This is a genomic window from Roseateles asaccharophilus (genome assembly GCF_031458115.1).
GTDB classification, from domain to species: Bacteria; Pseudomonadota; Gammaproteobacteria; order Burkholderiales; family Burkholderiaceae_C; genus Pelomonas; species Pelomonas asaccharophilus_A.
On record NZ_JAVDXV010000006.1, the window covers coordinates 257,457 to 276,269 of the forward strand.

Annotated in this window: 14 protein-coding genes; 2 read left to right on the top strand and 12 right to left on the bottom strand. The window is 66.8% G+C overall.

The features are described from left to right. Window positions 1-8: 8 nt before the first annotated feature. Window positions 9-1,046: an NAD-dependent epimerase/dehydratase family protein gene (locus tag J2X21_RS16500; RefSeq protein WP_310330429.1), complete on the bottom strand. Its 1,038-nt coding sequence runs from the start codon at window positions 1,044-1,046 to the stop codon at window positions 9-11. Between the two features lie 314 nt (window positions 1,047-1,360). Here J2X21_RS16500 and J2X21_RS16505 point away from each other — a divergent pair, with 314 nt between their 5' ends. Both J2X21_RS16505 and J2X21_RS16510 read left to right on the top strand, forming a co-directional pair. Next, window positions 1,361-3,538 (top strand): GNAT family N-acetyltransferase, encoded by a 2,178-nt coding sequence (locus J2X21_RS16505; protein WP_310330431.1) that lies wholly within the window; start codon window positions 1,361-1,363, stop codon window positions 3,536-3,538. A 15-nt stretch (window positions 3,539-3,553) separates the two neighbouring features. Continuing rightward, a complete protein-coding gene (locus J2X21_RS16510) occupies window positions 3,554-5,224 on the top strand; it encodes an asparagine synthetase B family protein (protein ID WP_310330433.1) in 1,671 nt (556 codons plus the stop codon). A gap of 93 nt (window positions 5,225-5,317) precedes the next feature. Here J2X21_RS16510 and J2X21_RS16515 read toward each other — a convergent pair whose 3' ends face one another. From J2X21_RS16515 to J2X21_RS16565, 11 genes are read right to left on the bottom strand one after another with little or no spacing between them, the layout of a single operon-like run. Continuing rightward, entirely contained in the window at window positions 5,318-7,210 is a 1,893-nt protein-coding gene (locus tag J2X21_RS16515; protein WP_310330434.1) for an acyltransferase family protein, read from the bottom strand. A gap of 11 nt (window positions 7,211-7,221) precedes the next feature. Next, on the bottom strand, window positions 7,222-8,319 hold the full coding sequence (locus J2X21_RS16520; RefSeq protein ID WP_310330435.1) for a DegT/DnrJ/EryC1/StrS family aminotransferase: 1,098 nt from the start codon (window positions 8,317-8,319) through the stop codon (window positions 7,222-7,224). Beyond that, a complete protein-coding gene (locus J2X21_RS16525) occupies window positions 8,319-8,900 on the bottom strand; it encodes an N-acetyltransferase (RefSeq protein ID WP_310330436.1) in 582 nt (193 codons plus the stop codon). The genes J2X21_RS16520 and J2X21_RS16525 overlap by 1 nt, the downstream gene beginning before the upstream one ends. A gap of 8 nt (window positions 8,901-8,908) precedes the next feature. Next, window positions 8,909-9,979, bottom strand: a complete 1,071-nt coding sequence (locus J2X21_RS16530) for a Gfo/Idh/MocA family protein (RefSeq protein ID WP_404667360.1) — start codon at window positions 9,977-9,979, stop codon at window positions 8,909-8,911. A 21-nt stretch (window positions 9,980-10,000) separates the two neighbouring features. Beyond that, entirely contained in the window at window positions 10,001-11,476 is a 1,476-nt protein-coding gene (locus J2X21_RS16535; protein WP_310330437.1) for a lipopolysaccharide biosynthesis protein, read from the bottom strand. Continuing rightward, entirely contained in the window at window positions 11,473-12,741 is a 1,269-nt protein-coding gene (locus J2X21_RS16540) for a glycosyltransferase (RefSeq protein ID WP_310330438.1), read from the bottom strand. The genes J2X21_RS16535 and J2X21_RS16540 overlap by 4 nt, the downstream gene beginning before the upstream one ends. 38 nt (window positions 12,742-12,779) lie before the next feature. Continuing rightward, window positions 12,780-13,775, bottom strand: a complete 996-nt coding sequence (locus J2X21_RS16545; RefSeq protein ID WP_310330440.1) for a polysaccharide deacetylase family protein — start codon at window positions 13,773-13,775, stop codon at window positions 12,780-12,782. Beyond that, on the bottom strand, window positions 13,772-15,088 hold the full coding sequence (locus J2X21_RS16550) for a putative O-glycosylation ligase, exosortase A system-associated (RefSeq protein WP_310330442.1): 1,317 nt from the start codon (window positions 15,086-15,088) through the stop codon (window positions 13,772-13,774). The genes J2X21_RS16545 and J2X21_RS16550 overlap by 4 nt, the downstream gene beginning before the upstream one ends. After that, window positions 15,081-16,286, bottom strand: coding sequence for a glycosyltransferase family 4 protein (locus tag J2X21_RS16555; RefSeq protein ID WP_310330443.1), 1,206 nt, complete (start codon window positions 16,284-16,286; stop codon window positions 15,081-15,083). Before J2X21_RS16555 ends, J2X21_RS16550 begins: the two co-directional genes overlap by 8 nt. Then, window positions 16,283-17,485, bottom strand: a complete 1,203-nt coding sequence (locus J2X21_RS16560) for a glycosyltransferase family 4 protein (protein WP_310330445.1) — start codon at window positions 17,483-17,485, stop codon at window positions 16,283-16,285. The genes J2X21_RS16555 and J2X21_RS16560 overlap by 4 nt, the downstream gene beginning before the upstream one ends. Beyond that, window positions 17,482-18,798: a nucleotide sugar dehydrogenase gene (locus tag J2X21_RS16565; protein ID WP_310330447.1), complete on the bottom strand. Its 1,317-nt coding sequence runs from the start codon at window positions 18,796-18,798 to the stop codon at window positions 17,482-17,484. Before J2X21_RS16565 ends, J2X21_RS16560 begins: the two co-directional genes overlap by 4 nt. Window positions 18,799-18,813: the final 15 nt, after the last annotated feature.

Here is an 18,813-nt window from a genome sequence, read left to right on the forward strand (position 1 = left end):
CCGCGAGGTCAACGGCCAAGCTCCCCCTGCGCCTTCAGCCAATCCCGGGTCAATGCCACACCTTCCTCGAACCGGACGCGCGGCGTCCAATCCAGCAGCGCCTTGGCCCGGTCATTCGAAAAGCGGATCGGAAAAGTCTCGCGCAAGACCGGCCCCAGAGGCGGCCACGGCGCCACCGGAGGACGCCAACCCGCCAGACGCTTGAGCTTGCGCAGCACCCGGGTCGGCAGGCCGCCCACCGGTTCCGGCGGATGCTCGGCCCAGTAGCGAATGGCTTCGGCGGAGGAGCGGTCGACAAATCGAGGGTTGGGCTCTACCAGCGACGCGAACGAGCGGATGAACTGCCCCCACGTCACGGTGTCGTCCGAATTGATGAACATGGGTTTTCCCAGCGCATCCTCATTCACCAACGCGGCCTCGATCGCATCACAGACGTCATCGACAAAGACGGCATTGCAGATGCCCTGCCCCCCATCGAACAGCTTGACCTCACCGGACAGCGCCTGCCTGATGATTTGCCGCTCGAAATGACCGCCCAGGCCATAGACCACGGTGGGCCGCAGGATCACCGCAGGCAGGTCGCCACGCTCGAAGGCCGCCTGGACGATCTCCTCCTGCTCCGCCTTGGAGTCAGAGTATTCGTCGCCATAGCGACCCACCCTGGCGGTCTCTTCGCGTGCGGCCTCGGTGCCAGGCTTGGGCCCATGAACAGACATCGTGCTGATGTGGACGAAACGGCGCACCTTGCGAGCGATGGCGGCCTCCACCAGAAGCCTGGTCGCCTTGGGGCCCTGATCGCCGTGAGCGAGGTGAATGACGGCATCACAACCGTCCAACGCACGAAGTGCCTGTCCGGGCTGAAGCAGATCCGCCATCACGGACTTGCGCCCGGCACCTTGCAAGGCCTGCTGAACCGCCGCGTCGCGCACCAAGGCCACATAGCCTTGAGTGAGCTGCGAATCAGAGCGCTCGCGCAAGCGGGTGCCGATATAGCCCGCCGCGCCGGTGACCAAGCATCGCGCCGCGCGCGGGTCGAAAGCAGTCATCACAAGAAGGTAGGTTGTTGCACGGGAAGCCGCCAACTCGGTGAATTTGAGGGGCGGCGAGCCGGAGGACGGGTCGGGAGGCGATCCCGTCTGGCAAAGCACGGCGATGATAAAGGTTGGCCTGCGACAGGCCTTCCATCCCCACTGCCCAATCGCGGGGGCCTGATGCTGGAGGACGAGAACTAAACTGCGCCCCCGCCAGGAACCGCTCCCCAGCCAGCACAAGACGCGCCTGAACGCCACGAGCAGCATAGCCACAACATGCCCATCATCCACGCTGCCTTGAGCCAGGCCTTCACTTGCGGCTGCGCTCCATGAATTCCACGCCCCAGTGGCAACTCCACCACATGCCCGGCGACCAGGGCTTGGCCGAGCATCGTCGCGACTGGGACCGGTTGAACCAGCACCTGATGGGCGGCCACGCGATGCTGGACGGCGCCTTCGTTGAGGGGCTGCTGCGTCATTTCGGTGCCGATGGCGCACGGCTGGCCGTGGCGAGCCAAGGCGGTGAACCGGTCGCGATGTTGCTGCTCAACGCTCAGTCGCGCGGCATGGGCGTGTGGAGCGGCTTCCTGCCGTCACAGTCGCAGATCAGCCTCAGCCTGATCCCGGCCGGCCTCGACCTTAGCGGCCTGTTCCGTGCGCTGCCCGGCTACACGGGCGAGCTGGACCTGCTGTGCAACGACCCACGCTTCGTTGACCTGCGCGAGCTGCCGGGACATCCGGTCAAGAGCCTTCCCCACGCACTGACGATGAACGTCAGCCTGCGCGGCAGCTTCGACGACTACTGGGCACAACGCCCCCGCAAGCTGGTGCAGAACATGCGGCGCTACATGCGCCGGCTTCAATCGGAGGCGGGTGCAGAGCGCCTGGACATCGTCAGCGACGCGACGGCCATGCCCGAGGCAGTGGCGCGCTACGCGGAGCTGGAAAGCAGTGGCTGGAAAGGCCGTGAGGGCACCGCCATCAGCCGCGACAACGCGCAGGGGCGCTTTTACGCCGAGGTCATGTGCCAGTTCGCGGCACGGGGCGAGGCGCTTGTCTACGAACTGTGGCTGGGTGATGACCTGGTCGCATCGCGCATGCTGCTGCTGCGGGACGGCATGGCGGTCATGCTCAAGACGGCATTCCATGAGGAGTTCGACCGCTTCGCGCCGGGCCGCATCCTGCTGCTGCGCACGCTGGAAGACCTGTTCACGCGCTTGCCGGGCGGTGTCGTCGAGTTCTACACCAATGCCGAGGCTGACCTGCTGGCCTGGTCGACGTCGCAGCGCTGGATCAACCACATCAGCGTCTACCGCCACCGCGGTCTTCCACACGCCTATGAGTTGATGCGGCTCAGCAAGCGTGGCTGGCGGCCGCGCGACAAGCGGCCTATGGACGCCGAAGGCATGGCCAGCCGCAGTGGCGCCAGCGTAGACGTGGTCGCCAACGTGCGCGAGCTGCCGACAGACGCGCTGGCGTTGATGTCACGCCGCGAGCAAGGCTATGTGGAGTTCGGTGCGGACTGGTTCGGACTGCTGGCCGACACCGTCTTCCAGGGCGAATCGCAGGCCACCTTCTATGTGCTGCGCCGCCAAGGCCGCGTGCTAGCCGTGCTGCCCGTCGGCGTGCAGCCGGATGCGACCGGGCGGCGCGAGCCTGGTGCGCTGGCCAATTACTACACGACGCTGTACTCACCGCTGCTTGAGGACGAGCTGACGCCCGAGGACCTGCTGCCGCTGGTGCTGGCCCTGCGGCGCGCGCACCGTGCGCCGGCCTACCGTTTCTGGCCGATGGATCCCCAGTCGCGGGAGTTCAAGCTGCTGCGGGATGCACTGCGCCTGAGCGGCCTGAGGCCGCACGAGTACTTCGCGTTCGGCAACTGGTTCCTGCCGGTGCAGGGCAACTGGACCGAATACCTGAAGGAACGCAGCGGGCAGCTGCGCAGCACCATCAAGCGCATGACCAAGCGGCTGGCGACCGAGCCCGATGCGCGGCTGGAGATCGTCCGCGACGAAGCCGACGTCGAGCGAGGCATCGCGGCGTATCAGGCGGTCTACGGGGCCAGCTGGAAAGTACCCGAGCCCTATCCGGACTTCATTCCGGGACTGATACGGCTGTGCGCCCGCCGCGGCTGGCTGCGCCTGGGCCTCGCGTGGATTGGCGACAAGCCCATTGCAGCCCAGCTGTGGATCGTCAGCAACGGCCGCGCGAACATCTACAAGCTGGCCTACGACGAAGCCTTCAAGAGCATGGCCCCCGGCACCGTCCTGACCGCGCTGCTGATGGAGGAAGCCATCGAACGCGACAAGGTCACCGAGATTGACTATCTGATCGGCGACGACGCCTACAAGAAGACCTGGATGAGCCATCGCCGCGAACGCTTTGGCCTCGTGGCCTACGACCCCACGACGCCAAGGGGCCTGGCGGGCCTGCTCCGCCAAGCGCTGGGCAACGCCTCGCGCCGGCTGCGCCGGCCAACGCTTCCCGCAGACAATCCTGCGTCCTGACCCCACCCCATCCGCATGCAAGCCCACGTCCTGCCGCCCGACACGCCCTTCGCCGCCGGCCACGCCCGGTTCGCCACGCCCGCCACCGATGCGCTGGCGGCCTGGCAGCAGGCCTATGCCGCGCGCGGCACGGCCTGCGCGGCCGATGTGGGCGGCGAGTTCGCCGTGGCGCTGGAACTGAGCGATGGTGCCACCTACCTGGCCGTGGACCGTTTCGCCGTGCACAGCCTGTGCTACGCGGTGCGCGACGGGCGCCTGCACTACGCCACGCGGGCCGATGATCTCGCGCGCCGTCTGGGCATCCAGGAACTGGACCGCCAGGCCATCTTCGACTACCTGTTCCACCACTGCATCCCGTCGCCGCGCACCATCTATGCAGGCATCCATCGCCTGCCGCCGGCGCACTACGCGCTGTTCGAGAACGGCCAGCTGACCGTGGCGCCGTACTGGGTCGCACGCTTTGACGAGCAGCCCGCTCCCCGCTTCGATGCGCTGCGTGAAGAGTTCCGCGCCATCCTGAGCACCGCCGTGAAGGAGCGCGTCGGCGCCGACGGCAAGACCGCCTGTTTCCTGTCCGGCGGCACCGACAGCTCCACCGTCTGCGGCCTGCTGCGCGAGGCCACGGGCCAGGCGCCGGCCGGCTACTCCATCGGCTTCGATTCCGAGGGCTATGACGAGATGGAGTACGCGCGCATCGCCGCCAAGGCGTATGGCGCGGACCATCACGAGTACTACGTGACGCCGGCCGACCTCGTCGCGGCCATCCCCGACGTCGCGGCCCACTACGACCAGCCCTTCGGCAACTCGTCAGCCGTACCGGCCTTCTACTGCGCCAGCAAGGCGCGCGCCGACGGCTACACGCGCATGCTGGCGGGCGACGGCGGCGACGAGCTGTTCGGCGGCAACGTGCGCTACGCCAAGGAGCGCGTGTTCCACGTCTACAGCCAGATCCCGTCGCCGCTGCGCGCGGGCGTGCTGAATCCGCTGTTCATGAACCCGGTGACGGGCAGCATCCCGCTGCTGAAGAAGGGCACCAGCTACATCCGCCAGGCCCGCGTGCCCATGCCCGAGCGCATGCAGAGCTACAACTTGCTGGACCGGCTGGGCATGGCCGAGGTGCTGACGCCGGCCTTCCTGGCCTCGGTCGACACGGGCGCGCCGCGCGCCCACCAGCGCGACACCTGGGCCGAAACACCGCACGACGCCAGCCTCGTCAACCGCATGCTGGCCTTCGACTGGCGCTACACGCTGGCCGAGAACGACCTGCCCAAGGTCGTCGGCACCACGGCGCTGGCCGGCGTGGATGTCAGCTTCCCGCTGCTGGACACGCGGCTGCTGGACTTCTCGCTGAAGCTGCCCACCAGCTACAAGCTCAAGGGCCTGAAGCTGCGCTGGTTCTTCAAGGAGGCGCTGCGCGGCTTCCTGCCCGACGAGATCCTGACGAAGAAGAAGCACGGTTTCGGCCTGCCCTTCGGCCCCTGGGCGGTCAAGGACGCCGCGCTGAACGCGCTGGCCGCCGAGTCGCTGCGCGGCGTGGCTGCTCGCGGCATCGTACGCAGCGAGTTCGTCGAGAGCCTGCTGACGCAGCGGCTCAAGGAGCACGCGGGGTACTACGGCGAGATGGTGTGGATCCTGATGATGCTGGAGCAGTGGCTGCGCCGGCATGCGCCGAATTTCCGTGTGTAAACCCCTCACCCTGGGTCCGGGTGCCGAGCCGCAAGCAGGGCACCATCGCAGGCCGTCTTGGGGTGGCGGTCCGGCGCTCGGCCCGAAAGCGGCCTAGCGGTCACCTGCCAGCCACAGTACCGCAGGCGCAAGCCTGGCGGCGCCTCGCATGCCGAGGTGGTTGTCATCGAAGTACAGCGGGTACAGCCCATCGCGCACCGCGCAGCTTGACGCACCGCACAGCAGCGCGCCTGTTGGCACGCGCTGCGCTGCGCTGCCGGCCACCAGCCGCTGGAGCAGCGCGAGCGCGTCGCGCTGGTGCTGCGCGTACTGCGCCTCGGACTGCCCCTGCCCGTCCAGTGGCTGTCCGCGCAGCGCGCGTTGCGCCAGCGCGGCCGGCACGGGGAAGTGATAAGTCGGTACCGGGTCCAGCAGCAGCACGCGCTTGCCGGCCGCCTGCAGCCTCGCGATGGCCCGCGCCAGGCCAGCCTCGAAGGCCACCGCGTCCCACCTACTTAGGTAGACCTCGTAGCGCGCCACCAGCAGCACGGCATGCACACCGGGGTCGTCCGCCAGCCGCTCAAGCAGCGCCGCGTTGACGCCGGCGCAGCGTCGCCGGCCCGGCACGTCGAAACCGGGCGCCGGCGGGCAGTTGGAGCCGGTCAGTTGCGCAACGCGATGTCCGCGCGCGGCGTCGCCCAGCGCGCGCGCCAGCTCTACCCCGTGGCTGTCGCCCCAAACGGCCAGCGTGAATTGCGCCTTCGCGGGGCCGAACCAGCAGCGCTGGTCATAGCTCAACCAACGATTGCCACTGGAATGGCAGCGGCGGCGGTCGGGGCTGGTGTCGGCGGCGCCGGCGCGCAAATCGGCGGCCGGGCCCGGCTGCGCGGCGCGTGAGTCCGCCTGCCGCGCCAGGCCCCACGCGGCCGCCAGACTCGCAGCGATCGCAGCTGCGCCGGCTGCCAGCAGCAGCGGCCGCGCCAACCGCGCCTGGCGCACAGGGGTTTCGATCCAGCGTAGCGACGCCCAGGCCAACACAGTGGACAGTGCCACCGCGAGAACAGCCTGCGCCGGTGTCGGCAGGTCCAGTAGCGCATGGCGCAACAGCGCCAACACCGGCCAGTGCCACAGATACAGCGAAAACGACAACTCACCTATCCAGCGCAGTGGCGCGAAGGACAACCAGCGCGTCGCCCCAACACAGCTGCTGTCGCCGACCCAGATCAGCGCCGCGGTCGCGACGCAGGGCCACAGCGCCGTCGGACCGGGGAAGCCGGCCTCGGCGCGCATGCACACCAGCGAGACAACCAGCACCATCAGCGCGACCCAACCGACCACGGCGTCCACCCAGGCCGGCCGCACCGGTGCGCCACCACGCTGCATCCACCAGGCCAGGCCCGAGCCGATCATCAACTCGAAGGTACGCGCCGGCGCTGCATAGAAGGCCAGCGTGGCGTCGTGCGGCATCAGCCGCAAGCAGTACGCCAACGACGCGAGCCCGGCCAGTAGCAGCGCCAGGCCGACGAGGCGCCGCGCGAAGCGCCACACCAGCGCCAGCAGCGGCGGGAAGACGATGTAGTACTGCTCTTCCACTGCAAGCGACCAGGTGTGCAACAGCGGCTTCAGCTCGGCAGCGCTCTCGAAATAGCCGGCGGTCTGATATAGCTCGAGGTTGGACAGAAACAACCCCGTTGCACCCAGCAGGCGCGCGAGCTCGTGCAGTGCTTGCGGCTCCATCAGCCACAGGCACAGCGGCACCATGATGGTCAACATCGCGAACAGCGCCGGGAAGATGCGCCGGATGCGGGCAGCGTAGAACGACGCAATACTGAAGTTGCCGGCAGCCAGGCGCTGCAGCAACAGCGTCGTGATCAGGTAGCCCGAGACGACGAAGAACACGTCCACGCCGACAAAGCCGCCAGGCAACAAGGCCGGCCAGGCGTGGAAAACCACCACCGGCACGATCGCCAGCGCCCGCAACCCTTCGATGTCTGGCCGGAACTTCACCGGCCACCCGATCAGTTCAGCGCTTGAGCAACGGCAGCGACGACCCGGTCCTGCTGCTCGTTGGTGAGGTCGGCACTCATCGGCAGGCTCATCACGCGCGCAGCCGCGGCCACGCTGAGCGGACAGGCATCAGCGCTGCCGTACTTCGCATAGGCCGGCTGATGGTGCAATGGGCGCGGGTAATGCACCGCCGTCGGCACACCGGCCTCCTTCAGCCGCGCCTGCACGGCGTCGCGGTCGTCAACGAACACCGTGTATTGCGCCCACACGCAGTCGCGGTCACCGCGCACGGCCAGCAATTGCAGCGCCGGAATGGCAGCCTGCAACTTGGCGCGGTAGGCATCACCCAACTCAAGCCGGCGGCGGATTTCCCATTCGAAACGGTCCAGCTTGCCCAGCACGACGGCGCACTGCAGCGTGTCCATACGCCCTCCCACGCCAAGGCGGGTGTGCAGATAGCGCTGGCTCTGGCCGTGCGTGCGGATCTCGCGGCAGGCCTGGGCCAGCCGGTCGTCGCTCGTGAAGATCGCGCCGCCGTCGCCGTAGCAACCCAGCGGCTTGCTGGGGAAGAAACTGGTACAGCCGAACGTGGACAGGTTGCAGCTCTTGCGTTGCTTGTAGCTGGCCCCGAAGCTCTGCGCGGCGTCTTCGATGACGGCCACGCCGTGCCTGGCCGCGATGGTGTTGATCGCATCCATGTCGGCGACCTGGCCATACAGGCTGACCGGCATGATGGCGCGGGTGCTTGGCGTGATCGCGGCCTCGATCAGCGAGACATCGATGTTGGCGGTGTCGGGTTCGATGTCCACGAACACCGGCACACCGCCGGCCAGCACGATCATCTCGGCCGTCGCCGCGAACGTGAAAGGCGTTGTGATGACTTCTTCACCGGGCTGGATGTCCAGCGCCATCAGCGCAATCAGCAACGCCTCGGTGCCACTGGCAACGCTGATGCAGTGCTTGGCACCGGTGTAGGCCACCAGCGCTTCTTCCATCTCCCGGACCTCGGGGCCCAGGATGTACTGGCCATGGTCCAGCACGCGCTGAATGCGCGTGTTGATGTTGTCGCGCAGCGCTGCGTACTGGCTTTTCAGGTCGATGAAGTCCATCAGATGATCTCCAGGCGGTCGCCGTTGAGGCGGTAACGCTCGCCCGTATTCGGGCAGATGGTATCCACCGGCGAGGCGCTGCTGATGGGCAACTCCAGCCGCTCTCCGAAGCGGCTCATCCATCCGATCTGCTTCGCCGGCACACCCACCATCAGCGCGAAGTCCGGCACGTTGCGATTGATGACGGCGCCAGCGCCAACGAAGGCGAAGCGGCCAATGGTGGTGCCGCAGACGATGGTGGAGTTGGCCCCCAGCGTCGCGCCCTGCTTCACCAGCGTGCGGCGGTACTCGTCCTTGCGCGTGACCGCCGAGCGTGGGTTGTAGACGTTGGTGAACACCATGCTGGGGCCGCAGAACACGTCATCCTCCAGCGTCACCGCGTCGTAGACCGACACATTGTTCTGGATCTTCACGTTGTCGCCGATGCTCACATCGTTGCCGACATAGACGTTCTGGCCGAACGAGCACTTCGCGCCGATGCGCGCGCCACTCGAGATGTGCACGAAATGCCAGACCCGGCAGCCGTCGCCAAGCTGGGCGCCATCGTCGACGATGGCACTGGGGTGGATGGTCGTTGCCATGGCGCGTATCAGTACGCCAGCGGCAGGTTGACGCGCTTGCCGTCGCGCGCGCTCATGTACATCGCGATGAGCAGTTCCAGCGACTTCAGGCCCTCGCGGCCGTCCGTCTCGGGACGAGCTTCGCCGCGCAACGTGTTGATGACGTTGTCGTAATACAGCGGGTGACCGAAGCCGTAGACCGACGTGGTCTGGTAGCTCGCGTCCGCGATCTGTGCATCCATGTCATGCGGGGTGTCGAATTGCCACTGCTGGATCTCGTTCACCGCCACGCCACCGATGCGCACCGAGCCCTTCTCGCCCAGCAGCGTGATGGAGCCTTCCAGGTTCTTCGGATAGGTCAACATGCTGACGTTCACGGTGCCCATGGCGCCGTTGCGCCACTTCAGCGCCGCCACGCCGCTGTCCTCGACCTCGATGTTGCGCGCCAGCGTGCCGGTGTAGGCCATCACGCTCTCGACCGGGCCGCAGATCCAGTCCAGCAAATCGATGTAGTGACTGGCCTGGTTCATGAAGGCGCCGCCATCGAACTCCCAGGTGCCGCGCCAGGCGGCACTGTCGTAATAGGCCTGCGGCCGCGTCCAGAACACATTGACCGCGACGTTGTAGAGCCGGCCGAAGCGGCCTTCCGCGACAGCACGCTTGAGCAGTTGCAACGTCGAGTTGCGACGGTTCTGCTTGACGACAAACAGGTGCACGCCGGCCGCATCACAGGCCTTGACCATCGCCAGACCATCCTGCCAGCGCGTGGCCATGGGCTTTTCGGTCATGACGTTGAGGCCGGCATTCGCCACCTCGATCACCTGGCGCGGGTGCAGACCGCTGGGCGTGGTCAGCACGACGCAGTCGATATCCAGTTCGGACTTCACGCCCAGCAACTCGGTCAGCGACGGGAAGCCGCGCGCGCCGGTCTTGGCCACGGCATCAGCCAGCGCGCCAGGGTCCACATCGGCAACCGCTACCAACTCGGCGCGCTCGCCGTGCTTCTTGATGGCCTCGAAATGGTTTTGCGCAATGCGGCCGCAACCGATCAACGCAAACCGGACCCGGCGGCCGGTAACAGGCGGGCGCAACAAATTCATCGCGAATCTCCAACTACGAAATTAGGTACGGCGAGATCTGGTCACCGTCCTCCAGAGCTTCTGGAACACGGGATCCTGAGTCAGCGGATGCCTGACCAACAACAGGCCGGGGATCCAGGTCAGCATACAAAGCACGATGGCCAGCACAAAGGCGACAGCAGGCATGGGCGCGTTGCGATCCAGCCCATAGTGCCAGGCGATGGCCGCCGGCGCTCCCAGGCTGATCAGCGCCGCGCCGGCGCTGCTGGCCAGATTGCGCCGCCAGACGCTCCAATTGTTCTGCATAAATCGAGCTTTGGCCGCGTACAGCAATGGCACCTGCAACGCCAACGCCAGCAGCAGCGCGATGGCACAGGCCAGCATGGACTCGAACCAGACTGCAGCCAGCACGATCATCGCCGCCCGCAGCGGTTGCCAGAACAACTCGACCTTGGTCAGCAAATCGATGCGCCCCGCTGCCAGCATTACCGGGCCGATCAGATTGGCCGTGGCCGCCACGGCGCCGCACAGGCAGTACCAGGGCACCAGTGCCGCGGCGCTGTCCCACTGGCTGCCGAAGAGCAGCCGAAGCGTCTCCAGCGCGTACAGGCTCACGAAACCGTAGAACGGCCACGCCGTGGCCGTGACATGAGTAACGCCGGTCAGGTACTGCGCCTCCAGGTCTTCCCCGTCCCGCACCGCCTTGGCATACGCTGGGTAGGCCACATTGCGGATGGCCGCCATGACATCGCGATGAAACAGCTGCATCAGCCCCTGTGCCTTGCTGATGATGGCCACCGGCTCGAAGCCCATCACCTTGCCGACGGCGAGATCGTTGACGTCCATCGACACCGAGGTGACGACGCCCGTCAATGAGCTCTGCGCACCAAAACCCAGCAGCCGGCGCCAGGCCTTCAGGTTGGGCCTCAAGCGCAGCGTCTCCGGGCGCGCGATCCACACGCCGATGCAATTGGTCGCGTTCGTGACGACGGCACCGATGGCCAGTGCCATGACGCCATGCCCCGCCCAGGCCAAGCCGACGCTGACGCAGGCACCCAGCCCGGCACTCGACAGGCCGATGACGGCCAGGGCCCGAAAAGCCATCTCGCGCCGCATCAACGCCATCGTGACGGTGGCGAAAGGCAGCAGCAGGAAATTGATGGCGCAGACTCGCAGCGTGTCGCGCACCAGTTCCTCGTGGTAGAAGGCCGCCACGAATGGCGCCGCAGCAAACACGCCCGCGAACAGCGTGAAGCCCAGCAGCAGCGACAGCCCGTAGGCGGTGCGCAGTGAGTCCTGCTGCAGGTCTTTCTCCTGGATCAGGTAGTTCACGACGCCAAAGTCGCGCAACACCTGCGCCACGCCGATGACGGACAAGCTGACGGAGAAGATGCCGACCTGCGCGGGCGTCAGAAGCCGAGCCAGCAGCACATTGCTGCCCAGCCCGATGATGATGCCGAGCCAGCGCTCGATGAACGAGAACGCCAATGCACGGCGAACACCTGTTCCTTGGCTCACGACTGGATCGCCTTGTCCAGGATGCCGCCCAGTTGTCGTGCGGTTGCGGCCCGCGTGTAAGCCGCAAGCCGCTCCGGGCGTTGGGCCGTGAAGCCCGACAGCGCGCGGCCGGCACACAGGTCGGCGAGCACGGCAGCAGCAGCCTCGACATCGCCGGGCCCGATCTGGCGTCCCCCGCCCACGTCTTCGATCACGCGCGCCACCTCGCTGTCCGCGGGCGCGGCCGCGAGGATGGGGCGCCCGCTGCCGAGGTACTCGAACAGCTTGCCGGGCAGCGAAGCGCGGGCATAAAAGCCGTTCGGAACCGGCAGGAAAACAAGGTCCGCGTCCATCATCAGGCGCAACGCGGCCGTGTGGGTGACGCGTCCCTGCTCGTGCACCACATCCTGGATGCCAAACTCCGCGGCAGGCCCCGGCGGGAATCCCGCCACGTCGACCCGCAGCCTCGACAAGCCCGCCGCGCCGGCCTGCTTCAGCCGTTGCACGGCGCGATAGAGGAGATCAAGGCCATAGCCCGGTCGCCAGACGCCCGCATAGCTCACCCGCACCAAACCGTCAGAAGGCCGCGCCGGCAGATCTGCAAAGTCCTTGGGTTCGAAGCCATTCGTGACGCATTCGATTTCGCTGCGGCAGGTATGGGATTTGAGTTCCTCCGCCAGCGTGGGCGTCACGGTAACGATGGCCGCCGCCTTGGACGCCGCACGGCGCTCCAGATGGGGGCCCAACCATCGCTGCAAACGACTGTCGTTCTCCCACGGCAAGCTGCCGTTGGATCGCCATTGATCACGGTAGTCGAGCACGTAGGGCAAGCCGGTCCGTCGCGCGACGTCATGCGCCACCAGGAACGAGGTCCAAGGCGAGCCCGTCGCCAGGATGGCATCGAACGGCGTTTCACGATGAGCGCGAAGTGCGGTTTCCACGGCTTCACTGCGCCACATGGCGCAGTCGTCGGGCACGGTCCATAGCTCGTCCAGGCGCCATTTGACGGCGTCGAACACGCGCGCGCGATGCGAAGCCGGCGCGAAGGCGCTCACGCGCCGCGCCCAACGCTCGCTGGCGTGCGGAGCTCGCAGCACGCGCGTACCGGCGCGAACCTCGTCCAGCAGCCGCACATCCAGATCCCTGGGCTTGGGGCTCGTCAGCGTCAGCACGGTGGGTTGCCAGCCGCAGTCGGGCAGATGGTTGGCGAACTCAAGCGAGCGCCGGGTCCCTGAATTGGCAAATGGCGGATACAGATAGGCGATGAACAGCAGCGAACGCGTCATCCAAGCACCCCTTCGATGCACGAGATCATCCGGGGCTCCTAGTAGGCAGCCCTGGCCGATGCGACACCGGTTGCGCCTTGGAAGAAGTTCCTGAGCAAGCGCGCGCCGAACTTCAGCCGATCTCTGTCCCAGGGTGTGAACCGCGGGATCTGAAAGACATCGTCCGAACCGCGCGCGGCCGCCCAACGAGTAGATACCGCGGAGTCGAAACCGAGTTCCCGCACAAGGGCCGGATGCACTTCAGGCAGGTAGTCCGTGCCGGGCTTGCCGTTGGGGTAGGCAAACATCCCGACCTCCTCACCCAGCAAGGCCTGCAGCACGTCTCGGCTGCGACCGATCTCGTCGCCTGCCTGCTGCACGCTGAGCTTGGCAAGAATGGGATGGCTGACCGTGTGTGCGCCGATCTGCATGCCGGCCGCGCGCAGCGCACGCACCTGGCCACTGCTCATCATCAGGTCGTTGGGCGGTTGGACCTCGGCACGCGCCGCGATGGCGTCGACGCAGACAACGCGAGGCTCAGGCGGCAGGTACTTGACGCGCTCGATGAGGCGCCCCAGAGCCGCACGGCGGCCACCGTCGTCACCCAGCATGTGCTGACCGAGGTCGTCACCCCGCCCGTCCACCAAGCCACGCAGGTCCAGCGTCGGCAGGCTGCTCAGGCGCACCGCCTCGATCAACGTGTCGTTCCACATGCGGCCGCCATCCAGGAAGCCGGTGGCCACGAAGAAGCTGCACGGCAAACCGTGCTTGCGCAGCAGCGGCAGTGCCACGTCATGGTTGTCGGCGTAACCATCGTCGAAGCTGAGCGCCGCGGCGCGCGCGGGCAGGCTGCCGTCCTGCAACTGGCGGATCGCCGTATCCAGGGGCAACACGTTGAACCAGGATTTGATCCACCCCAGCAATTCGTCGAAGCGCGCAGCGTCGACTTCGTCCGGGAACAGCGGGTCCGGCTCGCGCACCACGCGATGAAAGATCAACACCGTCAGGCGCGCGTTCGCACCCGAAGGAGACAGCAGGCTGAACAAGGCTTTCATGGCGGCGGAATGGCTTTCTTCTTCTCGAAGCGCTTCTTCAGGAACTCGGGCCAGTAAATGAGCGGCTCTTCCGCTTCGCGCTGCCATTCCTTGCGGTCCAGCCAGCGCTTGCCGACAACGGCCAGGATGACCAGGTTGTACGGCAGATCCCAGTAGCTCAAGGAAAGGAAGGCGCCACCCACCGCGTAACCCGCCAGGCTCACCTGCAACATGCCGCCGAGATCGGACAGCCATTGCGTCTGCGGTCGCTCCCGCCCTTGCGTACGCAAGGTGCCAGCGGTGAAGAACGCCATCGTGAACAGGGTCAGGAACAGAAACAGGCCGATGAAGCCTTGCTCGCCCAGCACCATGAAGTAGATGCTGTGCGCCGCATGCGGGTCGGTGGGGTCGGGCGCATACATCTGGAAGATGCTGCCCGTCCAGATGTAGAAGCCACCACCGAAGAACCGGTCCTTGGCCAGGTTGAAGGCCATCCACCAGGCGTTGATGCGTCCCATGGCGGAGGCATCCTCTTCGTAGGTCTTGATGGTGTTCATGCGCTGCCACCATTCGGCTGGCATGACGGACAGCAGCGCGACGGCCACCACCACCATGACGATGGCACCCACTATCTTGTTCTTGCCCCGCCACCACAGCACCAGACCCATGGCCGCAATGGCAAGCAAGGCGCCGCGCGAGTGGCTGCCCAGCGCCGCCATCGCCATCGCCACCATGCAACAGGTCATCGTGACCTTGGCCCATTTAGCCTGCATCTGCATCTGCAGGAAGCGCATCAGCGGGATGACGACGACGATGGCCAGCGCGATCTCGTTGTTGCCTTCGATGTAGGTGTTCGCCGGTCCCCAGACCTTGTAGCTGCCGCCGGTGGCCAGCGTGAACACTCCCCCCTTGACGCCGAAGAAGCCGATGGAAAACACCAGCACCCAGGCCAGCAGCATCATGTGGCGCTTGCTGTGCAACAGCACCAGCGACACAAGAATCATCAGGTCGATCTTCATGACGCGCTTCCACCACTCGTAGCTCTCGTCAAAAAGAATCGAGAACGGCAGCGTGATGCACATCCAGGCCATGAACATCATCAGCACGATGCTTTCACGGCTTGTTGAGTAGTCGCGCCGGTCTTTCGAGATGAACAGACCGATCAGCGTCGCCCCGCCGATGGCGGCCGCCAAGGGCATGGTGCTCATCCGCCAGCTCAACTGATGCGGATTCATGATGCTGAGCCAGGTCCAGCACATGATGCCTATCCACGGCCGGCGGAAGGCTTGCAGGAAGCACCAGCCCACGACGATCAGCAGGACCAGGTCACGCATGGTGCGCTGCCTCCTTGATGGCATGGAACAGGTCCAGCTGTCCAGTCGTCGTGGCCTGCCAGCTGAAGCCTTCGGCGTAGCGGCGCGTTGCGGCCCGGTCGATGCCGCCGGCCTGCAGCGCCTCGATGGCCGCGGCAAACGCGGCACCCGTCCGCTGCGCCACCAGTTGCCCAGCCTCCGCCGCCGCCACGACCTCGGGCGTGCCCCAGATGTCGGTGGCGACCACCGGCGTGCCACAGGCCATGGACTCCAGCAGCACGTTGGCCCAACCCTCGCGGCTGGAGCACAGCAGCAGCACGTCGGCCGCGCTGTACCACTTCAGCAGGTCGGTGTTGGGCAGCGAGCCCGTCAGACGGACCTTGTCGGCGACGCCCAGGCGCTGTGCCAAGGCCGTCAGCGCCGCCCGCTCCTCACCTTCGCCGATGACGACAAGGCGGGCGCCGGGGCGGTTCCTCGCCAGCTCAGCCAGCGCCTCGATGGCGACGTGGTGGCCCTTGCGTTCGATCAGGTGACCGACCGACAGCAGCAGCGGTTCGCCCTGAACACCCAGTTCGGCGCGCATGTTCGCCTGCGGCAGCGGACGAAAGCGCTCCAGGTCCACGCCGTTGCGCAGCACATGCAGGCGCGCCGGGTCATGCCCCCAGCCGCGCAGCACGTCCATCAGCGCCGCGCAGACACCGATGGAGCCGGCCGCGCGGTTCGCAGCCCACTCGATCATGCGCTTGGGCAGCGGGTACTGCGGAATCAGGTTCAGGTCGGTGCCCCGGGCGGTGATGGTCAGCGGCTTGTTGAACCACTTGGCCAGCAGGGCCGCGGCCACACCGTCGGGGTAGTAGTAGTGCGCGTCAATGACGTCGAAGTCGAAGCCCTCGTCCAGCAGCTTCTGTACTGCAGCGCGCGCACCCAGCGCCAGCGTCAGCGGCGCTGACGTCATGCCCACCTTCGGCAGCAGCAGATAACGCGGGTGCAGCACGTCGATGCCGTTGCGCTGCTCACGTGCCGGCGTGGCGGCGAACTTGGCGTAGTCGCCCCAGCGCGGATTCGTGGACGGGAACCAGGGCACAGGCGCGATGACGCGGGACTCGACCTGGCCGCTTTTCAGCAACTCGCGCAGCCGCGTCTCGACGAAGATGCCATGACTGGGCCGCACGCTGCTGGGGAACAGCGTCGAGAAGGTCAGGATCTTCAACGGCTTCATCGCGAAGCCTCCACGGCCTCGACGAGGATGCGACCGAACACCTCGGCCGCGACGCGGTGGCCGAACTGGGCTTCCACCAGTTCGCGCGCAGCGCGCGACAGCTTCAGGCGCAACTCGCCGTCGGCAATCAGCCGGCAGGTGGCTTCCGCCAACGACTCGGCACTGTCGGCACGCAGGAAATGATTGCCGTCCTCGACATCCAGGCCCTCGATGCCGATGCTGGTCGACACGACCGGCAAGCCCATGGCCATGGCCTCGAAGGCCTTGATGCGGGTGCCGCCGCCTACGCGCAGCGGGATGACGAAGGCCTGCGCGTCGCGCGCATGGTCACGCACGTCGTCAACGAAGCCGGTGAAGCTCACGCCAGGCACATTGCGCTGCACAAGCGCCTGCGGCGGGTTCTTGCCAACGACGCGCAGCTGCGCCGCGGGCACCTTGGCGCGCACCAGCGGCCACACCTCTTCGATGTAGAAGCGGATGCCGTCGACATTGGCTTCCCAGTCCATGGAGCCCGTGAAGACGACGGTGGGTGCTCCATCGGCCGGCACCTGCCAGGAGAAGAAGTCCAGATCCACGCCGGTGGGGATGGCACGCGCCGTCGTCAGGCCGTCGGCGGCGAACTTCTTCGCGTCGCGCTCGGACACGGCCACCACACGCGTGAAGCGGGCCAACTCCTCGCGCTCGAAGCGGCGCATCTTGGCCGCCTGCGAGGCCCACAGCCACCGCAGTGGCGCGCTGGCGGCCGTCTTGGCATGACGCTCGAAGATCTCGGCCTCGACGTTGTGCGTGAAGCAGACCGTCGCGCCGTTGAGCTTGGCGGGCCGCAACACGGCCGCATGGACAAAGTCGAACACCACCACGTCGAAGCGCTCGGCCGCCAGTAGCTTCTCAACGGCTTCGACGGCGGCCGGCGTGCGGTCGGCGGCCACGTTGATGGGCAGCGACGACAGCAGATCCGGTGCGCGCTGCCAGCGCGGACGCGGCGGGCTGGGCGCCCAGCCGACGAAGCGGTCGCATTGCTTGTCCAGCTCACCCTGCCATTCGCGCTGCTGCTCGGCCGTTGCGGGCGACAGCAGCGTGATATCGAACCGGCCGCTCTCCTTCAGGCCGCGCAGGATGTTGCCCGTGCGGATCTTGCCGCCGGCGTCGGCCGGGAACAGGAAGACCGGCGAGATGAACGCGACCCGGAGCTGGCTCACCAGCAGATGCCCTCGTACTCGGCAAAGCCGGCGTCACGCAGGTCGGCGTAGCCGTTGAGGTCCACGATGCGCGCGCCCTTGGCCAGCGCGATGATGCGCTGGCGCGTCTCGGCGTCCGCATGGCCCACCACGACGATCTCGGCGCGCGCCAGCACCGCGTCGGGCGTCTCTTGCAGCAGCTTGTCGAGGTGGGGAATCTCGCGGTCGATGTATTCCTTGTTCTTGCCCAGCAGCCGCGCGATCTTGACGAACTTGTCGTAGATGGCGAGGTCGAAGCCCTTGCCGAGCAGCTTCTCCGCCAGCACGACCAGCGGCGAATCGCGCAGGTCGTCGGTGCCGGGCTTGAAGGCCAGGCCGAACAGCGCCACCGGCTTGCGGCCGTTGGCGGCGATCAGCTCGTAGGCGCGGCCGATGTGGGCGTCATTGCTGTCCAGCAGCGCGCCCAGCACGGGAATGTCCACGCCGCGCTCGCGGGCGATGGTCAGGAAGCCCTTGACCTCCTTGGGCAGGCAGGAGCCGCCGAACGCGAAGCCGGGGCGCAGATAGGCCTTGGAGATGTTGAGCTGCGTGTCGCGGCAGAACAGGTCCAGCACGTCGCGCGAGTCCAGGCCCGTCTCCTTCAGCACGGCGCCGGCCTCGTTGGCGAAGACGATCTTCAGCGCGTGGAAGACGTTGCACAGGTACTTGACCGACTCGGCCACACCCACGTCGGCCGCGACGAAGTTCCCCGGCACGCCGGCATACAAGCGCTTCATGACCTCGACGCCGGCCTCGTCCAGGCTGCCGACGATGGTCTGCGGCGGGTTGTGGAAATCGGCCACCGACGAGCCCTCGCGGAGGAACTCGGGGTTGAAGACCAGCGACAACCGGTCGCCGATCTGGCGGCCCACGGCTTTTTCCAGCAGCGGCGCGATGCGCTCGCGCGTGGTGCCGGGCGCCACCGTGCTGCGGATGACCAGCGTGTGGTGGCCGTCCTTCTTGGCGATCTCGGCGCCGATCTGACCCACGACCGCGTCCAGCGCGGTCAGGTCGGGCATGAAGTTGGGCAAGGCCGGCGTGGCGACGGAGATCAGCGAGATCTCGGTGTCACGCACGGCGGCGGCCACATCCTTCGTGGCGGTCAGCTTGCCAGCCTTCACCGCGGCGCCTATCAGCTCCTCGATGCCCACCTCGACGACGGGCGACTGCCCCGACGCGATCAGCTCGACCTTGAGCGGGTTGATGTCCACGCCCACCACGTCATGGCCGAGTTCAGGCAGGCAGGCGCAGGACACGGCGCCCACATAGCCCAGACCGAAAACCGAAACCTTCATCGTTGTTCTTCCTTT